Source organism: Cupriavidus sp. 05T313, assembly GCF_056396665.1.
Genome location: NZ_JBFTLX010000091.1, coordinates 1 through 24,301, shown reverse-complemented (window position 1 = coordinate 24,301; position 24,301 = coordinate 1). Strand labels below are relative to the sequence as shown.

Below are 24,301 nucleotides of genomic sequence, written 5' to 3'. Positions count from 1 at the left end.
GCGCCGCGCCGCGCGCACGCCGGCCGCTGGCGGCTTCGCCGTGGCCAATGGCGACTGGGAATCCTTCTGAGTTCTGCCGCGCCGTCCTGGCGCGGAGCCCGGCAAGCCTGCCGGCGGCGGCTGCAAGGCGAAAGGCTTAGGCCTACAATATCGCCCTTGTATACAAAAAACAGAAAGGAGCGATGCCGCCCGTTCGCGGCGGCATCGCACTCCGTGTCCCTCGCCGTGCGTTCTCTCTCCCGCCAGCCCATGCCCGCCGTCTCCCCGCCATCCTTCCCCTCTCTGTCCGCAGCATCCCCGGCCCCCGGCACGGGGGAGGCTGGCAGCCACGGCCATGCAGCGTCCGGGCTCCCTGCCGTGCCGCCGGTGCCGGTGATGCAGGTCATCTTCGGCCTGATGCTGGCCATCCTGCTGGGGGCGCTCGAGCAATCGATCGTCGCCGTGGTGCTGCCTGAGATCGCGTTGCAGCTCAACGGCTTCGAGGAGATGGCGTGGGTGGTTTCGGCCTACCTGGTGGCTTCGACGGTGGTGACGCCGATCTACGGCAAGCTGTCGGACGTGCTGGGGCGGCGCTCGGTGCTGTCGTTTGCCATCGTGCTGTTCCTGCTGGCCTCGGTGTTCTGCGCGCTGGCGCAGACCATGCCGCAGCTGATCGTCGCGCGCATCCTGCAAGGGCTGGGCGGCGGCGGCCTGATCTCGGTGTCGCAAGCCACCATCGCAGATGTGGTACCGCTGCGCGACCGTGGCCGCTACCAGGGTTACGTGAGCGGCGTGTGGGCCGTGGCCAGCATGGCCGGCCCGGTGATCGGCGGCTACCTGGCGCACTACCTGTCGTGGCGCTGGATTTTCTGGATCAACCTGCCGCTGGCGCTGGTCGCGCTGGTGGTGGTCCGCCGCGCGCTCAAGCACCTGCCGGCGGGCGGGCGCCGCCATCGCATCGATTACCTTGGCGCGCTGCTGTTCGGGGGTGGCCTGACCGGCGTGCTGGTGTTCCTGACCCGGCTCGGGCAGGGCCATTCGGCCGCGACGCCGCAGACCGTTGGCCTGCTGGCGGCAGGCCTGGTCGCCATGGTGCTGTTCGTGTGGCAGGAGCGGCGGGTCAGCGACCCGATGATCCCGCTGGCCATGCTGCGCGTGCCGACGGTCGCGATCTGCTGCATCACGCTGTTCCTGTGCTTTTTCCAGTTGATCGCCATGTCCGTGCTGCTGCCGCTGCGCTTCCAGGTGGTGGGCGGCGTGCAGGCTGACACGGCCGCGCTGCGGCTGGTGCCGTTGACGCTGGCCATCCCGTTCGGGGCGTTTTTCTCGGGCCGGCTGATGTCATGGAGTGGCCGCTACAAGCCGCTGCAACTGGTGGGCTCGCTGGTCGCGCCGCTGGCGATCGTGTCGCTGGCGTTCGTCGATCCGCATGCGGTCGTGCTGACCGGGCTGGTGATGGTGACGCTCGGGCTGGCCATCGGGCTGCAATTGCCCAGCGGGCTGGTGGCCACCCAGAACGCCGTGCCCGCGCACCAGGTGGGCGTGGCCACGGCGCTGACCGCCTTCTCGCGCATGCTGGGCGGCGCGGTCGGCGTGGCGGTGCTGACCACGGTGCTGATCGCGCTGTTGCGCCGTGGCGGCATGGGCGTATCGGACCTGGGCGGCGGCGAAGACATCCTCATGAGCATGTTCCACCGTGCCATGACAGGCGGCGATACGGCCGATGCGGGCGCGGTGCGCGCCGCCGCCGAAGCGGCGTTCCGCACCCTGTTCCTGCTGAGCGCCGCCGTGTCGCTGGTGGCGCCATTCCTGGTGGCGCGCCTGCCGGAAGCCGCCTTGCGCGGCAGCACGAGCACCAGCGTGGCGGCGAGCATCGATTAAGGCGGGCGCCGCCGGCGAGTTCAGGGGCGGGCCTGCGCGCCTGGCGCGCCTTTCCCCAGGAAGCCGAACTCCACCGGCGTCTTCGCGTAGAACACCTGGACGTCTTCCTCGGCCAGCCGGTCGAACAAACGCTGCACCTCCTCTTCCGTGGCAATTACGGTGATTTCTTCCGGCCGGTCGGCCAGTTCCAGGAAATGCCAGGTGTGAAAGCGGCGGTCATGGCCGATGCCCTCGGCCGCCACCGTGTGCGTGGCGCCGCGGATATGCAGGTCCCTCAGAACCTGCAGCAACCAGTGCGACAACTGCTTGCCGTGGTGACGCCGGTTCTCGATGGTGAACAGCGTGAGCTGGAAGCCTTGCACGATAACCTCCCGTGCGCGCCCCGCAACGGCGTCCGCGTGCCGCGACCGTGGCATGGACGGTTGTCGTGTCAGGGTGCTGTTTCCAGTTTAGGCCAGCCGCCGCGCGCACCATTGCGGGCGCACCGGACTTCACCAATGCGGCCGGTTCCCTGATGCACCACGTGAACCTGGGGATAACCCTAGTCCCTTCCTCTGCAGGGACGGGCTATATTTTCTTTTGTTTCAATAGAAGAACCATGTTTCTTTAGTGAAACAAAATATCTTCGTTGCGGCATCACCAATACCCCAGACTCTTGAGCAGGCCTTCCGAAGTGCAATATCCGAAGAGTGAAGAAAAGATCGCGCGCGCGATGCGCGGGACGGCGCTCGCGTGCCTGGCGATTGCCGGCCTGTGGCAAGGCGTTGTTCCGGCCGCGCGTGCCGCCGGGACGGATGCGGCCAGCAGTTGCAGCGCACTGCGCATAGTCGTGCCGTTCCCCGCAGCCGGCCCGGCGGACCTGTTGGCGCGCACGCTCGCGCAAGGCCTCCACCAGCGGCGCGGCGTCACCGTGGTGGTCGACAACAAGCCTGGCGCCAACGGCAATATCGGCATCGACGCCGTGCGCCGCGCCGCGGGCGACGGCTGCACGCTGCTGGTCGCGCCTGCCGGCAACCTGACCATCAATCCCACGCTGTTCCCCGCGCTTGCCTACAACGTGGAGCGGGACTTCCGCCCGGTCTCGCTGCTGGCGAGTTCGCCCAATGTGCTGGCGGTGCATCCCTCGGTGCGGGCCGGTTCGGTGCAGGAGCTGGTGGCGCTGGCGCAGCGCGCCAATCCGCCGCTAGGCTATGCCAGTCCCGGCGTGGGCAGTGGCCTGCACCTGGCGGGCGAGCTGTTCCGCCAGCAGACGGGCATCGCATTGCTGCATGTCCCTTATAAGGGCACCACGCAGGCGCTTAACGATGTGGTGGGCGGGCACGTGCCGATCCTGTTCGGCACGCTGCCCACGCTGGCGCCGTTTATCCGCTCCGGCGCGTTGCGTGCACTGGCCGTCACCCAGGCCGCGCGCTCTCCCGCGGCGCCTGCCATCCCGTCCCTGGCGGAGCAGGGCGTGCGTGGCATCGAGGTCAGCTCCTGGTATGCGCTGCTGCTGCCGCGCGCCACCCCGGCGCCGGTGGCCGATGCGCTCTATGCCGACGTGCGCGCGGTCTTCGGCGGCAAGGCGGCCCGCGAAGAACTCGCGCGGCAAGGCATGGAGCCGGTCGCCGGCACGCCCGACGCGCTCGCCACGCGCATTCGCCAGGAAAGCGCGGGCTGGGCCGAACTGATCCGCGCCCACGGCATCAAGGCCGAATAACGCATGCCGGCGCGCACGCGCATCGTCCGCGCCGGCATGTCTTTCATGTAGTCCTCCACGCCCTCCGCCATTACTCCGGCGCTTCGTCCGCCACAGGCCCTTCGGCATCCAGTGCTTTCATGTTCTCCAGCAGCTTGAGCAGGTAATGCAGCGTGTGCGTGATGTCGCCCGTTGAAAAATCGGTCAGCGCCCGCTCGTAGTAGTCGCGGATCTTGGGTTGCGCCAGCTTCAGCCAGACATGGCGCCCGGTCTCCGTCATCGTGACCAGCCGCGAACGCCGGTCGCGCCCGTCCGGCGCCAGGCTCAGGTGGCCGTCGCGCTCCATGCGGCCCACCAGGCCGGACAGGTTCTGCCGGCTAACCATCAGGTAGCGCGCCAGGTCCCCCACGCTCATGCCCTCGGCCGCCTGCGGCCGCGATAGGGCGCCCAGTACCGCCCACTGCTGCGTGGTCAGGCCTTCGGCCTCGACGGCTCTTGATCCCGTTTTATGCAACATATTTGCGCATTGATACAGGCGGAAGAACAGCCTGTTTGCCATCTCCATGCGCGCCGCCGGAGCAAGATCATCATCAAAATCGGGGTTAACCATCATAACTTCCTGGGTAGTCGTACTTGCATTGGTCCAGTTGCCAGCCTAGTATACGTCAATATATTGACGTATTTAACCGCTGACGCGCGACRTTTAAGCCGCACGATAGCACCCTGGACCTGGAAGGAGAACACTGTGCAAAGACTCGAAGGCAAGACGGTCATCGTGACCGGTGGTGGTGGCGGCATCGGTGGGGCGACCTGCCGTCGCTTTGCGCGCGAAGGCGCTGCCGTGGCCGTGCTGGACCTGAACCTCGACGCCGCAGGGCAGGTCGCCGCCCGGATCCGCGAAGAAGGCGGCCGGGCCGAGGCGTTCCAGTGTGACATTACGGACCGCACCAGCGTGGATGCCGCGGTTGCCGCCACCGTGAGCCAGCTCGGCCCCGTCGATGTCCTGGTCAATAACGCCGGCTGGGACGTATTCAAGCCGTTCACCAAGACGGAACCGGCGCAATGGGAACGCCTGATCGCCATCAACCTGACCGGCGCGCTGCATATGCATCACGCCGTGCTGCCCGGCATGGTGGAGCGCAAGTGCGGGCGCATCGTCAACATTGCTTCCGACGCGGCGCGGGTGGGCTCCTCCGGCGAAGCCGTGTACGCCGCCTGCAAGGGCGGGCTGGTGTCGTTCTCCAAGACCATCGCGCGCGAGCACGCGCGCCACGGCATCACCGTCAACGTGGTGTGTCCCGGCCCGACCGACACCGCGCTGTTCGCCGACTACAAGCAAGGCGCTGGCAACCCGGAAAAGCTGATGGAAGCCTTCACCCGCTCCATCCCGCTGGGCCGCATCGGCCAGCCGGACGACCTGCCCGGCGCGATCGTGTTCTTTGCCAGCGATGACGCGGCCTTCATTACCGGCCAGGTACTGAGCGTGTCTGGCGGCCTGACCATGAACGGATGAGCGCAGCCAGCATCCGGCACCCACCACGACAACGGAGACACACCATGCCATACGAAGACATCCTCTATGAAGTGCGCAACGGCGCAGCCTGGATCACCATCAACCGCCCGGAGAAGATGAACGCATTCCGCGGGCGCACCTGTGACGAACTGATCCACGCGATCAATCGCGCCGGCTATGACCGCGCCATCGGCGCCATCGTGCTGGCCGGCGCCGGCGAGAAGGCCTTCTGCACCGGCGGCGACCAGTCCGCCCATGAAGGCCAGTACGACGGACGCGGCACCATCGGCCTGCCGATGGAAGAACTGCACAACGCCATCCGCGACGTGCCCAAGCCCGTGATCGCGCGCGTGCAGGGCTACGCCATCGGCGGGGGCAACGTGCTGTGCACGATCTGCGACTTCACCATCGCGTCCGACAAGGCCGTGTTCGGGCAGGTCGGTCCCAAGGTCGGCTCGGTCGATCCCGGCTACGGCACGGCGTTCCTGGCGCGTGTGGTGGGCGAGAAAAAAGCGCGCGAGATCTGGTACCTGTGCCGGCGCTATCCGGCCGCCGAAGCCCTTGCCATGGGGCTGGTCAACGCAGTCGTCCCGCATGAGCAACTCGATGCCGAAGTGCAGAAATGGTGCGACGAGATCATGGACAAGAGCCCGACCGCGCTGGCCATCGCCAAGCGTTCCTTCAATATGGACACCGCCCACCAGAGCGGCATTGCCGGCATGGGCATGTACGCGCTGAAGCTCTACTACGACACCGAGGAATCGCGCGAGGGCGTGACCGCCTTCCAGGAAAAGCGCAAGCCCGATTTCCGCAAGTACGCGAAGTAATCCGCCGTTGCTGGCACAAGCAACGCGGCCGCACGGCGCATCGCACCGGCGCGCCGCGCGGCAAGACATCCTGGAGACGCCATGAACCCCTATCTCGATGAAGACCTGGTCGCACTGGGCGACCATGCCCGCCGCTTCGCCACCGAACGCATCGCGCCCGGCTTCCTCGCGCGCGACCGCACCCGCGAGCTGGACCGCGGGCTGATGCGCGAGATGGGCCAGATGGGCTTTATCGCGCCCGAACTGCCCGAGCAATACGGCGGCCAGGGTTTGGGCTGCCTGGCCGCCGGCGTGATCCACGAAGAGGTGGCGCGCGCCGACCTGAGCCTTTCCTATATCAACCTGCTGGCCTCGCTGAACGGTCAGATCCTGGCCCATCACGCCGCGCCGGAAATCGCCCGTCCGTGGCTGCGGCGCCTGACGCAAGGCGAAGCCCTGTTCGCGATCGCGCTGACCGAGCCGCGCGGCGGCTCCGATGCGGCCGGCCTGCGCCTGCGCATGGAGCGCGATGGCGACCATTACGTGCTCAACGGCGAGAAGACCTCCATCTCCGCCGCCGACCAGGCGGACGCGGCGGTGGTGTTCGCGCGCAGCGGCTCCATCGAAGCCGGCGCGCGCGGCGTTTCGGCGCTGCTGGTGCCGATGGACCTGCCGGGCATCACCACCAACCGCTTCGACTGCCATGGCCAGCGCGCCATCGGGCGCGGCTCGATCTTCTTCGAGAATGTGCGCGTGCCGGTGAGCCACCTGCTTGGCAAGGAAGGCGAGGGCTTTGTGCAGGTGATGCAGGGTTTCGATTTTTCCCGCGCGCTGATCGGCTTGCAGGTGCTGGCGGTGGCGAAGGCGAGCCTGGAGGAAACCTGGGAATACGTGGCGGAGCGCCAGGCCTTCGGCAAGCCGCTGTCGGCCTTCCAGGGCGTCTCGCATCCGCTGGCGGACTACGAGACACAGGTCACGGCAGCGCGCCTGCTGTGCCTGCAGACACTCTGGATGAAAGACCACAACCTGCCGCACACCGCTGAAGCCGCGATGTGCAAGTGGTGGGCGCCCAAGCTGGCCTACGACGTGGTGCACCAGTGCCTGCTCTCGTTCGGCCACGGCGGCTATGACCGCGGCCCGATGGAGCAGCGCCTGCGCGACGTGCTGGGCTTCCAGATCGGTGACGGCACGGCCCAGATCATGAAGACCATCATCGCCCGCACGCACGCGGGCCGGGATGCGGTGCCCGCCTGACGACCGCCCCCGCCGCGACCTGACCACGACAACAACGAGGAGACACGCCATGGAATTCGACGCCGTACTGCTGCCACCGCGCCGCGCCGCCAGCATCGCGCAGGGCCTGTGGCCCGAGCGCACCATCAACGATGCGCTGGACGATTGCGTGGCCCGCTGCCCGGACAAGATCGCGCTGACCGCCGTGCAGGTGGAGAGCGGCGCGGTCACCCGCCTGACGTATCGGGAGCTGGCCACCCGCGCCGAACGCATTGCCCTCGGCCTGGCCAGGCTGGGCGTTGGCCGCGACGACGTGGTGTCCTGCCAGTTGCCGAACTGGTGGGAATTCACAGCGCTCTACCTGGCCTGCTCGCGCCTAGGCGCCGTGCTCAATCCGCTGATGCCGATCCTGCGCGAGCGCGAACTGTCGTTCATGCTCAGGCACGCGTGCAGCAAGGTGGTGGTGGTGCCAAAGCGGTTCCGCGGGTTTGACTACGAAGCGATGTTCGATGGCCTGCGCCAGGCGCTGCCGGACCTGCGGCACGTGGTGGTGATCAGCGGCAGCGGGCCCAATGCCTTCGAGGCGCTGTCGAGCGGGCCTGCCGGGGACGATGCCGGCGAGATGCCGGCACGCCATTGTCCCGGCCCGGATGACATCACCCAGCTGATCTACACCTCCGGTACCACCGGCGAGCCCAAGGGCGTGCTGCATTCGGCCAATACCCTGATGTCCAATATCGTCGCCTACGCCGGGCGCCTGCACCTGGGCGCGGATGACGTGATCCTGATGGCGTCGCCGATGGCGCACCAGACCGGCTTTATGTACGGCCTGATGATGCCCGTCATGCTGGGGGCGAGCGTGGTGCTTCAGGACATCTGGGAGCCGCGCAAGGCGCTGGACCTGATCCGGCAGGAGGGCGTCAGCTTCACCATGGCCTCGACGCCGTTTCTCACCGACCTGGCCAGGATGGTGACGGAGACGGGCGATGCGGTGCCCACCCTGCGCGCATTCCTGTGCGCCGGCGCGCCCATCCCCGGCGCGCTGGTGGAGCACGCGCGCGCCGCGCTGGGCGCCAAGGTGGTCTCGGCATGGGGCATGACGGAAATGGGCGCCGTGACCACGACCCGGCTGGAAGACGACGATGAGCGGGCCATCCACACCGACGGCTGTCCGTTGCCGGGCGTCGAAGTCCGGGTGGCCGACGCGGCAGGCGCGGCGTTGCCGCCCGGCGCCACCGGCAGGTTGCTGGTGCGGTCCTGTTCAAACTTCGGCGGCTACCTGCGGCGGCCGCACCTGAACGACACCGACGCCGAGGGCTGGTTCGACACCGGCGACCTTGCACGCATCGATGCCCGCGGTTATATCCGTATCGACGGGCGCAGCAAGGACGTCATCATCCGTGGGGGGGAGAACATTCCCGTGGTGGAGATCGAGACCCTGCTGTATCGCCACCCGGCCGTTGCGCAAGTGGCCATCGTGTCCTATCCCGATGAGCGGCTCGGCGAGCGCGCCTGTGCCTTCGTCGTACCCAGGCCCGGCCAGGAGTTCGGCATGGCGGCAATGGTGGACTTCCTGAAGGCGCAGAAGATGGCCGCGCAATATATCCCCGAGCGGCTGGTGGTGCAGCCGGCGCTGCCCGCCACGCCGGCGGGCAAGATCCAGAAGTTCAGGCTGCGGGAGCAACTCCGCCAGGCGGGGAACCCGGAGGGCGAGTCCAATGCGCGCGGATAAAGGCCACGGCAAGATGGAAGAGAACCTGATTCTCGCCGAGATCACCGGCCGCGTCGGCGTGCTGCGGCTCAATCGCCCCGGGCAGATGAATGCCCTCAACGATGCGCTGATGGATGCGCTTGGCCTGGCGCTGCTGGCATTGGATGAGAACGACGGCATCGGCGCGATCGTGATCACCGGCAATGACAAGGCGTTCGCCGCCGGCGCCGACATCGCGGCGATGCGCGGCTGGGACTATATGGACGTGTTCAAGTCCAACTACATCACACGCAACTGGGAGACGCTGCGCGGCGTGCGCAAGCCGGTGATCGCCGCGGTGGCCGGCTATGCTTTGGGCGGCGGCTGCGAACTGGCCATGGCCTGCGACATCCTCATCGCGGCGGACAACGCCGTGTTCGGCCTGCCGGAGCTGAAACTCGCGGTCATTCCCGGTGCCGGCGGCACCCAACGCCTGCCGCGTGCAATCTCCAAGGCGAAGGCCATGGACATGTGCATGACGGCGCGCAATATGGATGCGGCGGAGGCTGAGCGCAGCGGGCTGGTGTCGCGGGTGGTGGCAGCGGGCCGGCTGATGGATGAGGCGATGGCGGTGGCACACACCGTTGCGGGTTTTTCGCTGCCGTCGATGATGGCGGTGAAGGAGGCGGTCAACCGTGCCTATGAGTCATCGCTGTCGGAGGGGATGCTGTTCGAGCGCAGGCAGTTGCATGCGCTGTTCGCCACGCAGGATCTGAAAGAGGGGATGAATGCGTTCCTGGAGCGGCGGGAGGCGGTGTTCCGGCATCGGTAGGCGCGGCAAGCGCGCCGCCGCCGCTCGTGGTTCGCATTGCCAGCGCCGCGTTCCGGGTGCGCGAATTGCAGCGCGGAACGCGTAGCGTGTGGCGGTGCCGAGGCGTCATGCGCCGTAGTAGAAGGGGGTGCGCGCGGCATCGATGCGGGGTTGGCCGCGCTCGATTGACATGTTGGCGGTCGCCTGCAGTTGCGCTTGCGCGTTTGCCGTGGCTCCGTTGGCTGATGCGGCGTCCTCCGCTTGCACCTTGGCTTCGGCTGCCTGGATGTCTCGCGGATAGTTCGCGTTGTCGCCGCGTCCCGGCTGGTAGCCCGCCTGTTCCAGCCGGATCAGGTCGGCACGGACGTCGGCGCGGCTGAGAGGCGCCTGCGCGCTTTGCGCGAAGGACAGGGCTGGCGCGGCCAGGGCGCAGGAAATCAGTACGGTGCGGATGAGTGCTTTCATGATGCGTTACCTCTTTCGGTCGGATGGCCCGCTGCCGCCGGGGCCGTGGCGCCTTCATCGACAGGATGAACAGGCTGTACCCAGTATTGGCTTTGGCCACTGACCCGAGCCTGACCATCTCATTACAGTTTCGTCATCGGTGCGCTTTGCCAGCCACCACCCAGTGCCTTGACCAGCATGACGCTCGCTATCAGTTGCCGCCGGCGCACCGCCTCGGCGGCCCGCTCGCTGGCAAGCGCGGTGCTCTCCAGCACGCTGACATCCAGATAGGCCACGGCGCCCTTGCGGTAGCGGTCCAGCCCCAGCGCCAGCGCACGCTCGGACGCTTCGGCCGCCGCCTGCTGGCTGGTGGCTTCCTCCTGCAGCGCACGCAACGCGGCGAAGTTGTCCTCCACCTCCTGGAAGCCGCGCAGCACGGTGCCGCGATAGTCGGCGGCGCTGGCGTCTAACTGGGCGCGCGCGCTGTCGGCCACCGCCTGCCGGCGCCCGCCGTCGAACAGCGTGGCGGCCAGCGCTGGGCCGATGGCCCAGAAGCGGCTTGGCGCGGTCAGCCAGCCGGCCAGGCTGGTGCTCTCCAGGCCTCCGCTCACGGCAAGCAGCAGGCTCGGGAAAAAGGCGGCGCGGGCCACGCCGATCTGGGCGTTCGCGGCSGCCACGCGGCGTTCGGCGGCSGCRAYGTCGGGMCGGCGCTCCAGCAGTTGCGAGGGCAGCGCGGCCGGGATGGCTGGCAGCGCGGGCAGCGCCGCGGTGTCGGCCAGCGGCGGCAGCGAGAAGCGCGCGACGGGTTCGCCCAGCAGCGTGGCGATGGCATGCTCCAGTTGCGCGCGATTCAGGCGCAGGTCCGCCAGCTGCGCCCTGGCGTTCTCGAGCTGGGCCCGGGCCTGTGCCACGTCGCCTTCCGTCGCGATGCCGCCACGGTAGCGGTTGCCGGCCAGCTCCAGCACCGTACCGTAGGCGTCAAGGGTGCGCTGGAGCAGGTCGAGTTCCCGGTCGGTCGAGCGCAGGCCGAAGTAGTCGGCGGCCAGCTCGGCCTGCAGGCCCAGGCGCACGGCCGCTACGTCGTCGGCGCTGGCCTGGGCGCGCGCCTCGGCTGCGTCCACGCCATTGCCGATGCGGCCCCACAGGTCCGGCTCCCAGGTGGCTGTCAGGCCCAGCAGGTGGTTGGGTTCGGTCTTGCCGGCCAGCGAGCGGCCAACCACATTGGCCGAGGTATGGCTGCTGCTGATACTCGCCCCGGCGCTGAGGGTGGGAAAGTACGCGGCATGCGCGGCCCTGGCCTGGGCGCGTGCATCTTGCAGCAGGGCCACCGCCTTGCGCAGCGTCTGGCTGGAAACATCGATGTGTGCTTCGAGCGTGTCGAGCCGTGCATCGGCATATACGCGCCACCAGTCCGGCGCGATGCCCGGCGGACCGCCCGGCTGCGCGGCGCTGGCGCCGGCTTCCTTGTAGGCAGCCGGCGTGTCCACGGCGGGCGGCTGGTAGGGTGGGGCGGTGGCGCAGCCGGCCAGCAGCGCGGCCATGGCAATGGTGATGGCCAGGCTCGTTGCGTTGCGCCTGGTCTTGGGGAAACGGACGGGAGTGTGTCGTGCATGCATGCCGGGCCTACCTTGCTTTGCTGGTCAGCCTGACCACATCGCCCGCCAGCAAGCCGTCGCCGGGATTGACCACCACTTGCTCTCCGCCCCGCAGGCCTTCGGTGATTTCCACATGGGAGCCGAAGTCGCGCCCGATCGTCACGGTCCGGATTGCCAGCTTGCCGTCCGCGCCAACCACGGCCACGCAGGTGCCCTGCGCCCGGAACATCAGCGTATTGGCCGGCAGGTCCAGGCCGGCCCGTGTCCGCGGCGCGCTCAGGTGCGCCTCGGCATAGGCCCCGGGCAGGATCCGGCCGCCGGCGTTGTCCACGTCCAGTTCCACGCGCAGGCTGCGCGTGACGTGATCGATGGCGCCGGCGTTGCGCGCCACGGTGGCGGGAAAACGCTGCCCGGGGAACTGCGGCAACGTCAGCCACGCCTGCATCTGCGGGCCGACGATGCCGCTGGCGTCCTGTGGCACCTGCACGTACACGCGCAGCCGCTCGCTAGCGGAAAGGTGGAAGAGTTCGCGGCCGGGTCCGCCGGCGCTGCCGGCATCGATCAGCGCGCCGGTGTCCACATTGCGCGCTGTCACCACGCCGTCGAAGGGCGCGCGGATCTGCGTGTACGAGGCCAGTTGCGCCAGGCGCGCCGTGTTGGAGCGCGCCGAGGCCAGCGTGGCGGCCTTGGCTTGCATGTCGGCCACTTTCTGGTCGGTGTCCTGCTGGGCCACCGAGCGCGATTTGAGCAGGTCCTGCCAGCGCTCTGCCGTGCTCTTGGCCAGCGCATAGTTGGCCGCGGCGATGGCTTCGTCGGCGCGCGCCTGGCGTAGCTGGTCGCTCACCTCAGGGGCATCGATCTCCGCCAGCAACTGGCCTTGCCTGACCGGCGTGCCGATGTCGGCGTACCAGCGGCGCAGGTAGCCGTTCACGCGCGCATAGACCGGTGCGTCCTGGAAGGCGCGCACATCGCCTGGCAAGGTCAATTCCTGAACCGCTGGTGCGCTGGCGGGCCTCACCGTGGAAACGACCATGGCCATCGCTTCGGCACTGTTAACGGCCAGTGCGGCCTTGGCGTGCAGCCTGGGCACGACGCCGGCGGCCAGCGCCGCGCCGAGCAAAGCCAGCGCCAGCAGGCCGGCGCGTATGCGGCGAACCCTGGCGGTGCCGGTGGCGGACGATAAGTTGGCAGTGGGTGAAGCTTGGGAAGCGGGGAGAGTCATGCCTGACCTTTCTGTTCGAAGCTGAGGGCGGGACGCGGTGCAAGGGCGGAGGTAGGAGCGCGAGCGGCAAGCCAGCGGTGCAGCAGCGCGAACAGGGTCGGCACCAGTACCAGGGTGGCGACGGTGCCGCAGGCCAGGCCGCCGATCACGGCGCGGCCCAGCGGCGCGTTCTGCGCGCCCGCGTCGCCGGCGCCGAGCGCCATCGGGATCATGCCGATCAACATCGCCAGCGCGGTCATCACCACCGGGCGGAAGCGGCCGATGCCGGCTTGCAGCGCGGCGTCGAAGGGCGACGCGCCCCGCGCGCGCAGCTCGCGCGCCAGGCTGATCACCAGGATGCTGTTGGCGGTGGCGATGCCGATGCACATGATGGCGCCGGTCAGCGCCGGCACGCTGACGGTGGTGCGGGTGATGAAAAGCATCCACGCCATGCCGGCCAGCGCGCCCGGCAGTCCGCCGATGATGGCCAGCGGGTCGAGCCAGGACTGGAAGTTCACCACCATCAGCAGGTACACCAGCACCACCGCGATCGCCAGGCCGCCGAGCAGACCGGCGAAGGACGCGTGCATGGTCTGCACCTGGCCGCGCACGACCAGCTCGGACCCGGGCGGCAATGTCTTGCGCGCGGCGTCGACGAGGCGGCCGATGTCGCCGGCCACCGCGCCAAGGTCGCGCCCGCGCACCGAGCCGAAGATGTCGATCACCGGCTGCACGTTGTAGTGCGACACCACGCCCTGCTGGTTCGTGCGCGCCACGCTGCCCAGCGAGCCGAGCAGGTCGCCGCCGGCGCCGTCGGCGGTGGTGCCCGGGGCAGCGCCAAGGCCAAGCGGAATGTTCGATAGCGATTGCAGCGAAGCCATCGCGTACTGAGGCACCGACACCATCAGCGGATAGCTTACGCCGTTGCGCGGGTTCAGCCAGAAGTTGGGCGAAGTCTGGCTGCTGCCGGATAGCGAGATCAGCAGATTCTGCGCCACCTCGCGCTGCGATAGCCCCGCCTGCAGCGCGCGGGTGCGGTCCACCTGCACCGTCAGCGCGGGCTGGTCGTCGGGTTGCTGGATATGCACATCCGCCAGGCCAGGCACCGCGCGCAACTGGCCAGCCAGCTTCTGCGCCATCTCGCGATTGGCTGCCGGCTGGCTGCCCACCACCTGGATATCGATCGGCGCCGGCAACCCGAAATTCAGGATCTGGCTGACGATGTCCGCCGGCAGGAAGGAGAAGCTCACGCCGGGAAACGCCTTGGGCAGCAGGCTGCCAAGCCGGTCCACATAGTCCGCGGTAGCGCCGTGGCCTGGCTTCAGCGAGATCAGTATCTCGGCATCGGCCGTGCCGATCGGCAGCGCGGAGTCGTAGGTGAGGTTGATGCCGCTGACAGGCAGGCCGATGTTGTCGATGATGCCGGCCACGTGGTCCGGGCCGATGGCGGCGCGGATGCGCCTTTCCACCTCGTCGGCGATGCGCGCGGTTTCCTCGATGYGGGTACCGGTCCGGGCACGCATGTGCAGGCGGATCTCGCCGCTGTCCACGCTCGGGAAGAAATCCTGCCCGAGAAATGGCACCAGCGCCATCGACGCCGCGCAGCAGGCCAGGAACGCAGCGGCGAGCCGCCGGGGATGCCGCAACGCCGCCGCCAGCGAGGCAGCGTAGCGCGCACGCACCGCTTCGAAAGCGCACTCGAAGCGTGACTGCAAGCGCGCGCAGGCGCGGCGCAGGCGGCCCGGCTTGCGCGTTTGCGCCGCCTCGCCGCGCATCAGGTAATGCGCGAGCGTGGGAATCAGCGTGCGCGAGAAGAAGTAGGACGCCGCCATGGCAAACACTACCGCCTCGGCCATCGGCACGAACAAATAGCGCGCCACGCCGGTGAGCAGGAACATCGGCAGGAATACGATGCAGATCGATAGGGTGGAAACCAGGGTGGGTACGGCAATCTGTGYCGACCCCTCAAGAATGGCCTGCTCCAGCGCCTGGCCCATCTCGCGGTGGTGCGTGATGTTCTCGATCGCCACGGTGGCGTCATCCACCAGCACGCCCACCGCCAGCGCCAGTCCGCCCAGCGTCATGATATTCAGCGTCTCGCCGAGCGCGGAGAGCGCCATCAGCGCGGCCAGTACCGACAGCGGGATCGAGATCGCGATGATCAGCGTGGCGCGCCAGCTGCCCAGGAACAGCAGGATCATCAGCGCGGTGAGGCAGGCGGCGATCATTGCCTCGTGCAGCACGCCATGGATCGCCGAGGTGACAAAGACCGACTGGTCCGACACCGGCTGCACCCGCAGCGAAGGCGGCAGGCCGGCCATGACGCGGGGCAACATCGCCTTGACCTGCGCAATGATGGATAGCGTGGAGGTATTGCCGCTTTTCTCGATCTCCAGCAGCGCGGCGCGCTTGCCGTCGCGGCGTACCACGTTGGTCTGAGGCGCGTAGCCGTCGCGCACGTGGGCCACGTCGCGCACATAGACGGTGCCGCCGGGGCCGCTCCTGACCGGCAGATCGTTGAGGCCGGCCACCGTGGGCGTGCTGCCGTTCAGGTCCACCCGATATTCCAGCGCGCCGATCTTTGCGGTGCCGCCCGGCAGCACCAGGTTCTGCGCATTGATGGCGTTGACCACATCGAGCGGCGCCAGGCCGCGTGCCTGCAGCGCGCGCGTATCGAGATCCACCATCACCTGGCGCACCTTGCCGCCGTAAGGCAGCGGCACCGAGGCGCCCTGCACGGTGGCCAGTTGGGTGCGGATGAAGTTGTTGCCGAGGTCGTAGAGCTGCTGCTCGGGCAACTGGTCGCTGGCCAGTGCCAGCCGCAGGATCGGTACCGTGGAGGCGCTGTAGCTCAGGATCAGCGGCGGCGTGGTGCCTGGCGGCATATTGCGCAGCATCGATTGGGCGCCGGACGAGGTCTCGGCAATGGCGCGGTTGATGTCCGCGCCCGGGTGGAAGAAGATCTTGATCACCGCCACGCCGCTGAGCGATTGCGACTCGATATGTTCGATATCGTCCACGCTGTTGGTCAGCGAACGCTCGTAACCGGTGACGATGCGCCGGGCCATGTCCTCGGCGGACAGGCCGTTGTAGGTCCATACGACGCTGACCACCGGGATATCGATGGCCGGAAAGATATCGGTGGGCGTGCGCAGCAGCACCAGCGGGCCGGCCAGCAGCAGGCACAATGCCAGCACCACGAAGGTGTAGGGGCGGCTCAGCGCGAGCCTGACGATCCACATCGTGGGATCTCCGGAGTGATGGATGAACGGGCCGCAGCGCGCCCACTGGGCGGTTCGGCGGAAACACTCGATGGGCGGATTCTAGAAAGGGCAGGGGAGGGGAACGCTGTCGAATCCATTACGGATTTGTCATTCAAGTCCGGCGCGGCCAGCGCTATCATCCGGCATGCAAGGCGCCGCAGCATGCCTTGCCGGCACTGGTCAGACGAGGACGATCATGAGAATTCTGGTGGTGGAGGACGAGCCCAAGACCGGCGAATACCTGCGCAAGGGACTCACGGAGTCTTCCTTCGTGGCCGACCTGGCCGTGACCGGCACCGACGGCCTGCACCAGGCGCTGGAAGGCAGCTACGACCTGGTCATCCTGGACGTCATGCTGCCCGGGATGAACGGCTGGGAAGTGCTCAAGCGGCTGCGCGAGCACAAGGACACGCCGGTGCTGTTCCTGACCGCCCGCGACGAAGTGGAGGATCGCGTGCGTGGCCTGGAGCTGGGCGGCGACGACTATCTCGCCAAGCCGTTCGCCTTCGTCGAGTTGCTGGCACGGGTACGCACGCTGCTGCGGCGCGGACCGGTGCGGGAAGCCGACCGGATCGAAATCGAAGACCTTGAGATCGACCTGATCCGCCACCGCGTGACACGTGCCGGACAGCGCATCGATCTGACGCCGCGCGAGTTCGCGCTGCTGCATTTCCTCGCGCGGCGGCACAGCGAGGTGCTCAGCCGTACCCAGATCGCCTCGCATGTGTGGGATATGAACTTCGATAGCGACACCAATGTGGTGGACGTTGCGGTGCGCCGCCTGCGGGCCAAGATGGACGACGACTTCCAGCCCAAGCTGATCCATACCGTACGCGGCATGGGCTATGTGCTGGAGCGCCGGCAGCCCTGATGCGCAGGCTCTCTCTCACTACCCGCCTGGCGCTCGCCTTTGGCCTGGTCGCCGCGATCGTGTTCGGCGGCGCGGGCGCCTACCTCTATCGTGCGCTCGCCATGCAGGTGATCGAGCGCGACGATGCCGAACTGCTGCGCAAGGCGGCACGCGTGCGCAATGAACTGGCGGAACTGGACCCTGGCGCCGCCGGAGCGTGGAGGGAAGCCGCCGGCGTGGTGTCCGGCAACGACGAGTTCGCGCTGGTGGTGCACGCATCCGACGGTACCGTGCTGGTATCCGCCAATACCGGGAAGGACGCGCCGCCCGCCTTAACGCCTCTCGCCGCGGATGCGCCGCTCGACACCGCGTCGATACACACCTGGACCACGCAGCAGGGCTACTCCGCGCACGGCATCAAGGCCTTGCTGCGCGCGGGCGCCGCCTCCACCTCCGCCGCCGCTTCCACCGCCACGCCGGCGCAGACGTTCACCCTCTACCAGACCGCCATCTCCCGCACCATCATGCTGCGCACCTACCGCGCCAAGCTGTTGCTGGCCGGGCTGCTTGGCACGGTGTCGGTGGCCGCGCTCGGCTACCTGGTGGTGCGTGCCGGCATGGAGCCACTGCGGCGCATCGCCGCCGGCGCCTCGTCGGTCACCGTGCGGCGTCTGGCGCTGCCGGTGGATCCGGAGCAATTGCCGCCCGAACTGGAGGAGCTGGCCGCGGCCTTGCAGCAGATGATGGACCGGCTGCGCGACGGCTTCGAGCGGCTTTCGCAGTTTTCGGCCGACCTGGCGCACGATTTCCGCACGCCCATCAGCAACCTGCTGGGACAGAGCCAGGTCGCGCTGGCGAGCGAACGCAGCGCCGACGAGTACCAGGCCCTGTTGGCCTCCAATATCGAGGAATATGAGAGGCTCGCCCGCATGATCGAGAACATGCTGTTTCTCGCGCGGGCGGAGAACGCCCGCGTGGCCGTCAAGCCGGCGCGGCTGGATCTGGCGCGCGAGCTGGGCGCGCTGTCGGATTACTTCGAGGGGCTGGCCGAGGCACGCGGGGTGGCGATCGCGGTGGACGGCGGCGGCGCCGTGCAGGCCGATCCGCTGCTGCTGCGGCGCGCGGTCAGCAACCTGGTGGCCAACGCCATCCGCTACACACCCGCCGGGCAGACCGTGGTGCTGGCGGCGCGTTCCTCCCTGGGAGGCAGCAGTATCGAAGTGCGCAACCCTGGCGCCGGCATCGCGCCGGAACACCTGGCCAAACTGTTCGACCGCTTCTTCCGTGGCGATCCCGCTCGCGCCAACTCAGGAGAGTCGGCAGGCATTGGTCTCGCCATTGTGAAGTCGATCATGGACTTGCACCACGGCAGCGTCGAGGTGGAGTCGGAGGTCGGGGGCACCACGGTGTTCAGGCTGTTTTTTCCTGCAGGCATTGCCGATTCCGCGCCGGTTCGGCAATACGTGTGATGTTGCGGCCCGTGCTCCTGGTATGCCCGCTTCCCGTCAGCCTCGAAGCGTGAAACATGGCCACCCCAATAAATTCGCACCCGCCGCAAAAAAACTATTCAAAAATCAAAAAGCTTGTTGTAGAATGCGGCCTCCGTTTCGCAGAGTAGTAGCAAGTCGCAAGAAACGGAGCTTGTTCCCCGATAGCTCAGTTGGTAGAGCGCCGGACTGTTAATCCGTAGGTCCCTGGTTCGAGCCCAGGTCGGGGAGCCAAAAAGCGGGAGTAGCTCAGTTGGTAGAGCGCAACCTTGCCAAGGTTGAGGTCGCGAGTTCGAGCCTCGTCTCCCGCTCCAAATACAGATCTGCAGGGTTCCACGGAATTCTGCGGGTCACCGAAAAAAGGAGCGAAAGCTCCTTTTTTCGTTCCAGTGCAGTTCCACTGCAATCCAGCAGCAGCCAGTACTTTTGAGTCCGGGTTGAATCCATCAAAACGTGCGGGTACTTGCGCGCCTTGTTACTGGCTGGCGGYGGGTGACATGTGGGCCATCTGTTCCTGAATCCAGGTATAGAGGCGTCTGCCTCCTCGGTGGTCAGTGCATACTTTGTTTCCATGCCTATCCCTGGCGGCAATGCAGTGCTCAATCGGCATGGATCGGTCGCGGCATCCCGTCCTCGGGCCAACATCAATCTTCCGGACTACGTGAAGGCCGCGCTCTAGTGCCGCCATTTCACTTCCCCGGTTGGCATGTTCATGCTGATCTACCTTGTGGAGTTAAAAGGTTGCCCGTGCCCATTCAGTCCGCGCTTGGCGAATCCGCGCCGTTTCCTATGTTTTCCCCGTTCTTCCTGCCGTTCGCGGCCCGGCGCCGGTTCTCCCTTTGAGCTTCCTGCGCGATTTGGAACGCATGCAGCGCACTTTTCACTGTGTCGGCTTCCACGTTGTTGCGGATTCGCTTGTAGCCCATGCGCTGAAGTTGTCTGCGTCGCAGTGCATTGCCCGTTATCCCCAGGCGACGGCGATCATGAATCCGAGGCTTGAGAACCAGAAATTTAACCAACTGGCGAACCAGGGACTCAGCGGCTCCAGCACTGCGCACGCCAGAAGCGGCGCCATACAACAGCCAGCCACAACCCAGTTCCTCTGGTACAGCGCCCAAAAGATGCCATACAGGAAGGCCGGCCAGCTCCAGCCGTCCCCGACTGCAACCAGGTGACCTTTCGCGTGTCGCTGGATGGAATAGCTACGCATGGTGAGCAGAAGGCGCGTGTGGCGTGGTGGAGACTGGCTGCCCTCCGGTCGGGCCGCCTGTCACTGAGATTGTTGAACGGCTACCCCGACAAGACGTGGAGACGCCAGCCACGCCCTTGAATCGTCCGTGCAGAGTACGGAGACCGCGCGAGGGATTCACCTGTTTAACCTCGCTTAGCGAGGTGCCGAACACACTCTTGCACAGCRCCCTTCATCACCGCGTCGACTTCTACGGATGTTCCGACATAGGCATTGACTAGATTCAAGGCATGCCTTTCGACCATCAAGCCGGCCGTCAAGAACGCCAGGCCGGTTACCATCACAAGCATGTCTGTAGAAAAAAGCAGAGCAGCCACATTCAGCGAAAACAGAGCAGACACTCGCCGTGCCAGCCACCTCATCAAGAGGTGGATGGCGTATACCGCGTGCGTGATGCAGAGAATGGCCAAACATCGCCAAAGCCAGCTTGCGTCCGCAGAGTACGGATAGGGATTCTCGGGGCTCAGTGAGCATCTGTTGATGCGGTGCACAATCAGCAGGCATTTGCTCTGCAAGCTTGGGCGCCGACGACATGAGCTCGACCTGGGTCATTCCCGCGTAGATGGGGTCGCCRTGTTCCTTGAGATCGATCGCGACGATTTTTTCAATGCTGTTGTATTGCACTCGGCGTTCTATTGCCCTGGACGCAGGGTGCTTGCCCCGCAGTATGACTGCCGGAACTGACGAACAAGGTAGGCATTGCCGCATGCAAGGTGGGACGCGTGGCTTGCCGTCGTAGAGGACATGATTCACGTACTTCTCTGTGATGACGACCGCCACTGTCCATAGTAGTACTTTTGCACGCTGATTCGGACATGTCTCATATCGCAGGGCGCAACCCGCCGATACCATGAAAGATTCACGCGCGCGTGGCCCAGGATTTGCGCTCGCACGGAACGTCGTTAGAGCGGAGAGTGTTGCCATGGATTGGTTGTTAGCTATTCAGTCATCACGTTGGATCGATGCGCACGGAGCCCCGATCCGGTTCTACAAGGGCGGCCATGTCGAGGTGACCGGCCGGGAGTACAGCTCGCAGGATGCGCTGGAATTGGCGTTGGATGCTTCACTGGCGCTAGGCGGCAAGCCGGTTCGATGCGTAGCGATCGTGCCGGGTGCGACGGTGTCGGTGTCTACGGGAACGCTGGAACCCTGGGACGACGGCGAGAGGCTGCAGTACTTCGAAGACCTGTGGCGCCTGTTGAAGCCCGAGTTGGTCAAAGGGCTGTCTGCACCGACGCCGCGGGGCCGCCAGTTGTTTACGCTGGACTATGGCATCCAGCTTGAGTTGGGCTGGGACGACCGCGCGCAGCTACCGCCGGGCGCCATGTCGATTCGCGTGCAGTATGACGGAGCGGATGCAGAGCACTACGCCAGGCATCGCAGGCGGCAACCTCTGCGCGAGCAGCCCAATCATCGGCGCCGATGGCTGCGCCAGCGGCTATTGATACGGCAGCTCCTGCTCGACGCATTGGTAAAGACGGGGCAGGCCACCCACAAGGACTATGCGCGGCTAACGGCGTACGTGAGATATCGCGTCACGGGAGCCCTGGCCGCATGGCAGGCGGTACGCAATGAAGTCGATGCGCTGGCGGTCGGGATGAACTTTACGGAGTTACTGAAGACGCGCTCCATCACCCAGATAGGTTCCAATGTCGCTGAGTTTGTTCGGGCGACACTGCCGAAAGGTAACCGCGGAAGGCCTGTCGACGCGGCGGTCTCGACCGCATTGACCAGCGTGGTTTGGCAAGCGTTTGATGTGCGTGGCGGCGTGTTCTATGAGCCGAGTGCGGCATTGCACCGCCTGCTGGATTCTGCTTTTGTGGCAGACGATGTGCCGATCGGCGCTTTGGCGATGCCGGCGGATACCATTTGCATCACCCCAGAGTCGAGCCGTTGGATGCGCATCGGCGAGAGCGAGGCCATTGTCCTGTTTCGGAACCCGCGCAGCGTGAGTTGTCTGACGTGGTCGCGTGCGGACGGTGCGGACGTACTGGAAATGCTGGAGCTTCCGCTCGACCGCCCGGAGCGGACCATTAGCGAGCTGCTGGACGAAGCATTTGTCCGGCATGCGATGACCGATGCTTTCCTCGTCGCAGACGGAGGGATGGAGGAAAGACGCCAGCATTGGCGCCATACGCTGGATTACGCGATCAAGATGTTGCTGTATCTGACGGTCCGCGATGCCCAGGTGGTGCCCAATCAGGCCTACACCCTTGCGCCAAGAAACTTCACAGGCCTGGGGAAACGCAAGCGGGCGCAACGCCTTCAGGAGATCGAGGAGCTCTACGACAGGTACGTGGTAGGGCCGGCCCTGCTAGATATCGAGGCCGATGCATTGGCGCCCGCTGACACGGGGCCGAGAGAGATCTCGCCCCATTGGCGGCGGCCCCACTTCAAGATGCAGCCCCACGGGGTCCATAGCACTCAGCGCAAACTGATCTTCATTGGGCCGACCATCGTGCGCGCTGATCGCCTGGGGCTCACCGCCGCGGAGTCGCCGAGCGACGACGGATAGGCGTGCTGCCCCGTAGCGACCAACGCAGAAATCGACGTGCCGCACTTAGGGCTGACATAGCCCAAAGTGCGGCTAGGCTCCGATCACCGTCGAACAGACCGGGATCCAACATGGCCTTGATTCAACCGGGTTGCGCTCATTTTTGTAGATATACAATAAAAATGTATATCCAGGAGGGGCAAAGCAAGTAGCCAAATGGGTCGTTCGGAAGCGCTGATGCGTAGCAAGCCGGTCATCAGCGTGCAGGTACTGAATGAAGTCACGAATGTCTGCCTACGCAAGCTAGGCATGGACTGGGATGAGGTGGGGCAGTTCCTGGATGTGGTGAAGAGCTTGTGCCACGTGATGCCCCTGACCGTGGAGGTGCACGAGCTGGCGCTGCGCGTGGCCGAGCGTCAGGGTCTGGCGTTCTACGACGCCCGCAACGTGGCCGCTGCCTCGATCGAGGGGTGCCAGACGCTATATTCCGAGGATATGCACCATGGTTCGATCCTTGAGGACAGTCTGACGTTGAGAAACCCGTTCGCATGAGCGTTGCGCGGCATGTGCGAATGCCTGTCGGCTCCAAGGGAGCCTTCAGCTATCAGGGTAGGATCGTCTGTTCTTTTGTCGGGGGCAACCGCATCCCTGTGCACGGCTCCTTCACGCGTCTCGTCCGAGACGCTTCCCATACGCTGTCCACGCGGTATCGATCCGCCCCACGGCACTAGCGCGGCCTGCCGCGAGCGCTCTTCCTCGAACTCCCGGCGCGAGGCGGCTCTTTAATTCCCGCCAAGGCACCGCCGACGTTCATCTGCTCCATCCACGACAAGGCATCGACATACGACAGAAACTGGCGGAGATAGCCTGGCGACAGTTCGTGCATCAGTGAGAGGGATCGATGCACCAGGCGGTTCGAGTTGAGCGGGCCGGCATTGTCGGGCACCTGCTCCAGCGACTGCCGCAATTGCCGGTCGGTACTGACCCTGGACCAGGTCTCCCTGAAGTAATCGAGCACCGCCGGTTCGGGATAGGAGACGCTGCGGGGCGTGGCGTGAATTGCTGCGGGGATGCCGCGATCCGCCGGCGCATGGCTGGCGATGTATTCGATCAGTCCGGCAAGCGCCCCGCGAGCCGGCTCGCATGGTGATGCCGCGTTGCCCGCATCGCCGGCCTTGCTTGCGGTGCTTTCAAGATCGTCGGCATAGGCCTTGAGCAGTTTGGACAGCCTGTCGTCCAGGATGCGTCGCGCATCGCCGCCATGGCCGGCCGACCGCCGCGCCAGCGCCTCGATGAAACGGAAGCGGACAGGATCCAGGCGGTCGGCGCCTCGCTCGCGCCATGCGTCGAGCATTGCCTGGGCGTCGCGCGTCCCGCCGTCGTGTGTCCCGCCACTACCCACGGCGCTTCACCGTTGCGGTGGATGGTCTGGCGATCGGCGCTATTTCCACGCGCCGGTTCTTGGCCCGTCCCTGGTCGTCGGCATTCGAGGTCACGGGCTGTTCGGAGCCGAACGCGGCCGCGAATACCGAGGAGGATGGGATGCCTGCATCGATCAACGCACGGGTTACCGTCAATGCGCGCTGCGCTGACAGCTCCCAGTTGTCGGCAAAGCGGCGGTTGGCTTCCCGCACCTGCTGGTCGTCGGTAAAGCCGCTCACCATCAGGATCTCCTCGCGGGCCTGCAGGTAAGCAGACAGGGGCGCGGCCAGGCTCTTCAGCACTTCCCGGCCTTCAGGCTGCAACTGATCGGAGTTGAGGGCAAACAATACGCTGCCGCTGATGCCGATGCGTCCGTTGACGAGCGTCACCCGGCCAGCCGCCAGCGGCACCGCCAGCGCCTTCTCCAGGGCCTCGCGGCGATGCGTCTCCTCCTGCCGTTGCCTGACCTCCTCTTCCAGCTTGGTCGAGAGTTCGAGCTGCACACCGATGACGCCCACCAGGATCAGGACGAAGGCGCCCAGCAGCACCGACATCAGGTCGCCGAAGACGGCCCATATCGGCGCTGTCGGCTCCACGCCGGCGTCGAGGTCCTCGCTCATGCCGCTTCGGCGCCGGCGAGCGCCCCCTGGCCGGCGAGCTGTTGCAGGTTTTCGACGATCTGCTTCTGCGACATCATGCTCAGGT

Annotated in this window: 19 protein-coding genes and 2 tRNA genes; 13 read left to right on the top strand and 8 right to left on the bottom strand. The window is 66.4% G+C overall.

Annotation, left to right across the window (positions count from 1 at the left end; genetic code table 11):
- Nucleotides 1-375 precede the first annotated feature (375 nt).
- Entirely contained in the window at nt 376-1,860 is a 1,485-nt protein-coding gene (locus AC1DKD_RS20140) for an MDR family MFS transporter (RefSeq protein WP_441633864.1), read from the top strand.
- 20 nt (nt 1,861-1,880) lie between these two features.
- Here AC1DKD_RS20140 and AC1DKD_RS20135 read toward each other — a convergent pair whose 3' ends face one another.
- The gene (locus AC1DKD_RS20135) at nt 1,881-2,222 is read right to left on the bottom strand and encodes a DUF190 domain-containing protein (RefSeq protein WP_441633815.1); all 342 of its coding nucleotides are present in this window, start codon (nt 2,220-2,222) and stop codon (nt 1,881-1,883) included.
- Between the two features lie 350 nt (nt 2,223-2,572).
- Between AC1DKD_RS20135 and AC1DKD_RS20130 the strand changes: the two genes are divergently transcribed.
- Nucleotides 2,573-3,559 (top strand): tripartite tricarboxylate transporter substrate binding protein, encoded by a 987-nt coding sequence (locus tag AC1DKD_RS20130; RefSeq protein ID WP_441633866.1) that lies wholly within the window; start codon nt 2,573-2,575, stop codon nt 3,557-3,559.
- Between the two features lie 70 nt (nt 3,560-3,629).
- Here AC1DKD_RS20130 and AC1DKD_RS20125 read toward each other — a convergent pair whose 3' ends face one another.
- On the bottom strand, nt 3,630-4,148 hold the full coding sequence (locus AC1DKD_RS20125) for a MarR family winged helix-turn-helix transcriptional regulator (protein WP_441633868.1): 519 nt from the start codon (nt 4,146-4,148) through the stop codon (nt 3,630-3,632).
- Between the two features lie 135 nt (nt 4,149-4,283).
- On the opposite strand from AC1DKD_RS20125, the gene badH reads away from it, so the two are divergent.
- The 5 genes from badH to AC1DKD_RS20100 all read left to right on the top strand — a co-directional run bounded on the left by badH (nt 4,284) and on the right by AC1DKD_RS20100 (nt 9,612).
- Nucleotides 4,284-5,051: a 2-hydroxycyclohexanecarboxyl-CoA dehydrogenase gene (gene badH, locus AC1DKD_RS20120; RefSeq protein WP_441633817.1), complete on the top strand. Its 768-nt coding sequence runs from the start codon at nt 4,284-4,286 to the stop codon at nt 5,049-5,051.
- Between the two features lie 44 nt (nt 5,052-5,095).
- The gene (badI, locus tag AC1DKD_RS20115; RefSeq protein ID WP_441633819.1) at nt 5,096-5,878 is read left to right on the top strand and encodes a 2-ketocyclohexanecarboxyl-CoA hydrolase; all 783 of its coding nucleotides are present in this window, start codon (nt 5,096-5,098) and stop codon (nt 5,876-5,878) included.
- An 81-nt stretch (nt 5,879-5,959) separates the two neighbouring features.
- Nucleotides 5,960-7,111 (top strand): cyclohexanecarboxyl-CoA dehydrogenase, encoded by a 1,152-nt coding sequence (gene aliB, locus AC1DKD_RS20110; protein ID WP_441633821.1) that lies wholly within the window; start codon nt 5,960-5,962, stop codon nt 7,109-7,111.
- A gap of 49 nt (nt 7,112-7,160) precedes the next feature.
- Nucleotides 7,161-8,822: a cyclohexanecarboxylate-CoA ligase gene (aliA, locus tag AC1DKD_RS20105; protein ID WP_441633823.1), complete on the top strand. Its 1,662-nt coding sequence runs from the start codon at nt 7,161-7,163 to the stop codon at nt 8,820-8,822.
- A gap of 13 nt (nt 8,823-8,835) precedes the next feature.
- On the top strand, nt 8,836-9,612 hold the full coding sequence (locus tag AC1DKD_RS20100; RefSeq protein ID WP_441633870.1) for an enoyl-CoA hydratase: 777 nt from the start codon (nt 8,836-8,838) through the stop codon (nt 9,610-9,612).
- A gap of 105 nt (nt 9,613-9,717) precedes the next feature.
- Here AC1DKD_RS20100 and AC1DKD_RS20095 read toward each other — a convergent pair whose 3' ends face one another.
- The 4 genes from AC1DKD_RS20095 to AC1DKD_RS20080 all read right to left on the bottom strand — a co-directional run bounded on the left by AC1DKD_RS20095 (nt 9,718) and on the right by AC1DKD_RS20080 (nt 16,073).
- Nucleotides 9,718-10,056, bottom strand: coding sequence for a DUF4148 domain-containing protein (locus AC1DKD_RS20095; RefSeq protein WP_441633825.1), 339 nt, complete (start codon nt 10,054-10,056; stop codon nt 9,718-9,720).
- A gap of 122 nt (nt 10,057-10,178) precedes the next feature.
- Nucleotides 10,179-11,651 carry an efflux transporter outer membrane subunit gene (locus AC1DKD_RS20090; RefSeq protein ID WP_477143620.1) on the bottom strand — a complete coding sequence of 491 codons (1,473 nt, stop codon included), beginning with the start codon at nt 11,649-11,651 and terminating at the stop codon, nt 10,179-10,181.
- 7 nt (nt 11,652-11,658) lie between these two features.
- Nucleotides 11,659-12,852, bottom strand: a complete 1,194-nt coding sequence (locus AC1DKD_RS20085; protein WP_441633829.1) for an efflux RND transporter periplasmic adaptor subunit — start codon at nt 12,850-12,852, stop codon at nt 11,659-11,661.
- The gene (locus tag AC1DKD_RS20080) at nt 12,849-16,073 is read right to left on the bottom strand and encodes an efflux RND transporter permease subunit (protein ID WP_477143619.1); all 3,225 of its coding nucleotides are present in this window, start codon (nt 16,071-16,073) and stop codon (nt 12,849-12,851) included. Before AC1DKD_RS20080 ends, AC1DKD_RS20085 begins: the two co-directional genes overlap by 4 nt.
- Before the next feature lie 217 nt (nt 16,074-16,290).
- On the opposite strand from AC1DKD_RS20080, the gene AC1DKD_RS20075 reads away from it, so the two are divergent.
- The 6 genes from AC1DKD_RS20075 to AC1DKD_RS20050 all read left to right on the top strand — a co-directional run bounded on the left by AC1DKD_RS20075 (nt 16,291) and on the right by AC1DKD_RS20050 (nt 22,726).
- Nucleotides 16,291-16,965, top strand: a complete 675-nt coding sequence (locus tag AC1DKD_RS20075; RefSeq protein WP_441633833.1) for a heavy metal response regulator transcription factor — start codon at nt 16,291-16,293, stop codon at nt 16,963-16,965.
- Nucleotides 16,965-18,413: a heavy metal sensor histidine kinase gene (locus AC1DKD_RS20070; protein ID WP_441633835.1), complete on the top strand. Its 1,449-nt coding sequence runs from the start codon at nt 16,965-16,967 to the stop codon at nt 18,411-18,413. Before AC1DKD_RS20075 ends, AC1DKD_RS20070 begins: the two co-directional genes overlap by 1 nt.
- 176 nt (nt 18,414-18,589) lie before the next feature.
- Nucleotides 18,590-18,665 (top strand) — tRNA-Asn (locus AC1DKD_RS20065).
- A 4-nt stretch (nt 18,666-18,669) separates the two neighbouring features.
- Nucleotides 18,670-18,745: transfer RNA gene (locus AC1DKD_RS20060), tRNA-Gly, on the top strand.
- Between the two features lie 1,857 nt (nt 18,746-20,602).
- Complete coding sequence (locus tag AC1DKD_RS20055) at nt 20,603-22,195, top strand: AcrVA2 family anti-CRISPR protein (protein ID WP_441633837.1); 1,593 nt, start codon at nt 20,603-20,605, stop codon at nt 22,193-22,195.
- A gap of 216 nt (nt 22,196-22,411) precedes the next feature.
- A complete protein-coding gene (locus tag AC1DKD_RS20050; protein ID WP_441633839.1) occupies nt 22,412-22,726 on the top strand; it encodes a PIN domain-containing protein in 315 nt (104 codons plus the stop codon).
- Between the two features lie 175 nt (nt 22,727-22,901).
- Here AC1DKD_RS20050 and AC1DKD_RS20045 read toward each other — a convergent pair whose 3' ends face one another.
- Both AC1DKD_RS20045 and AC1DKD_RS20040 read right to left on the bottom strand, forming a co-directional pair.
- Nucleotides 22,902-23,528: a DUF2894 domain-containing protein gene (locus AC1DKD_RS20045; RefSeq protein ID WP_441633841.1), complete on the bottom strand. Its 627-nt coding sequence runs from the start codon at nt 23,526-23,528 to the stop codon at nt 22,902-22,904.
- 40 nt (nt 23,529-23,568) lie between these two features.
- Complete coding sequence (locus tag AC1DKD_RS20040) at nt 23,569-24,216, bottom strand: OmpA family protein (protein WP_441633842.1); 648 nt, start codon at nt 24,214-24,216, stop codon at nt 23,569-23,571.
- Nucleotides 24,217-24,301 lie beyond the last annotated feature (85 nt).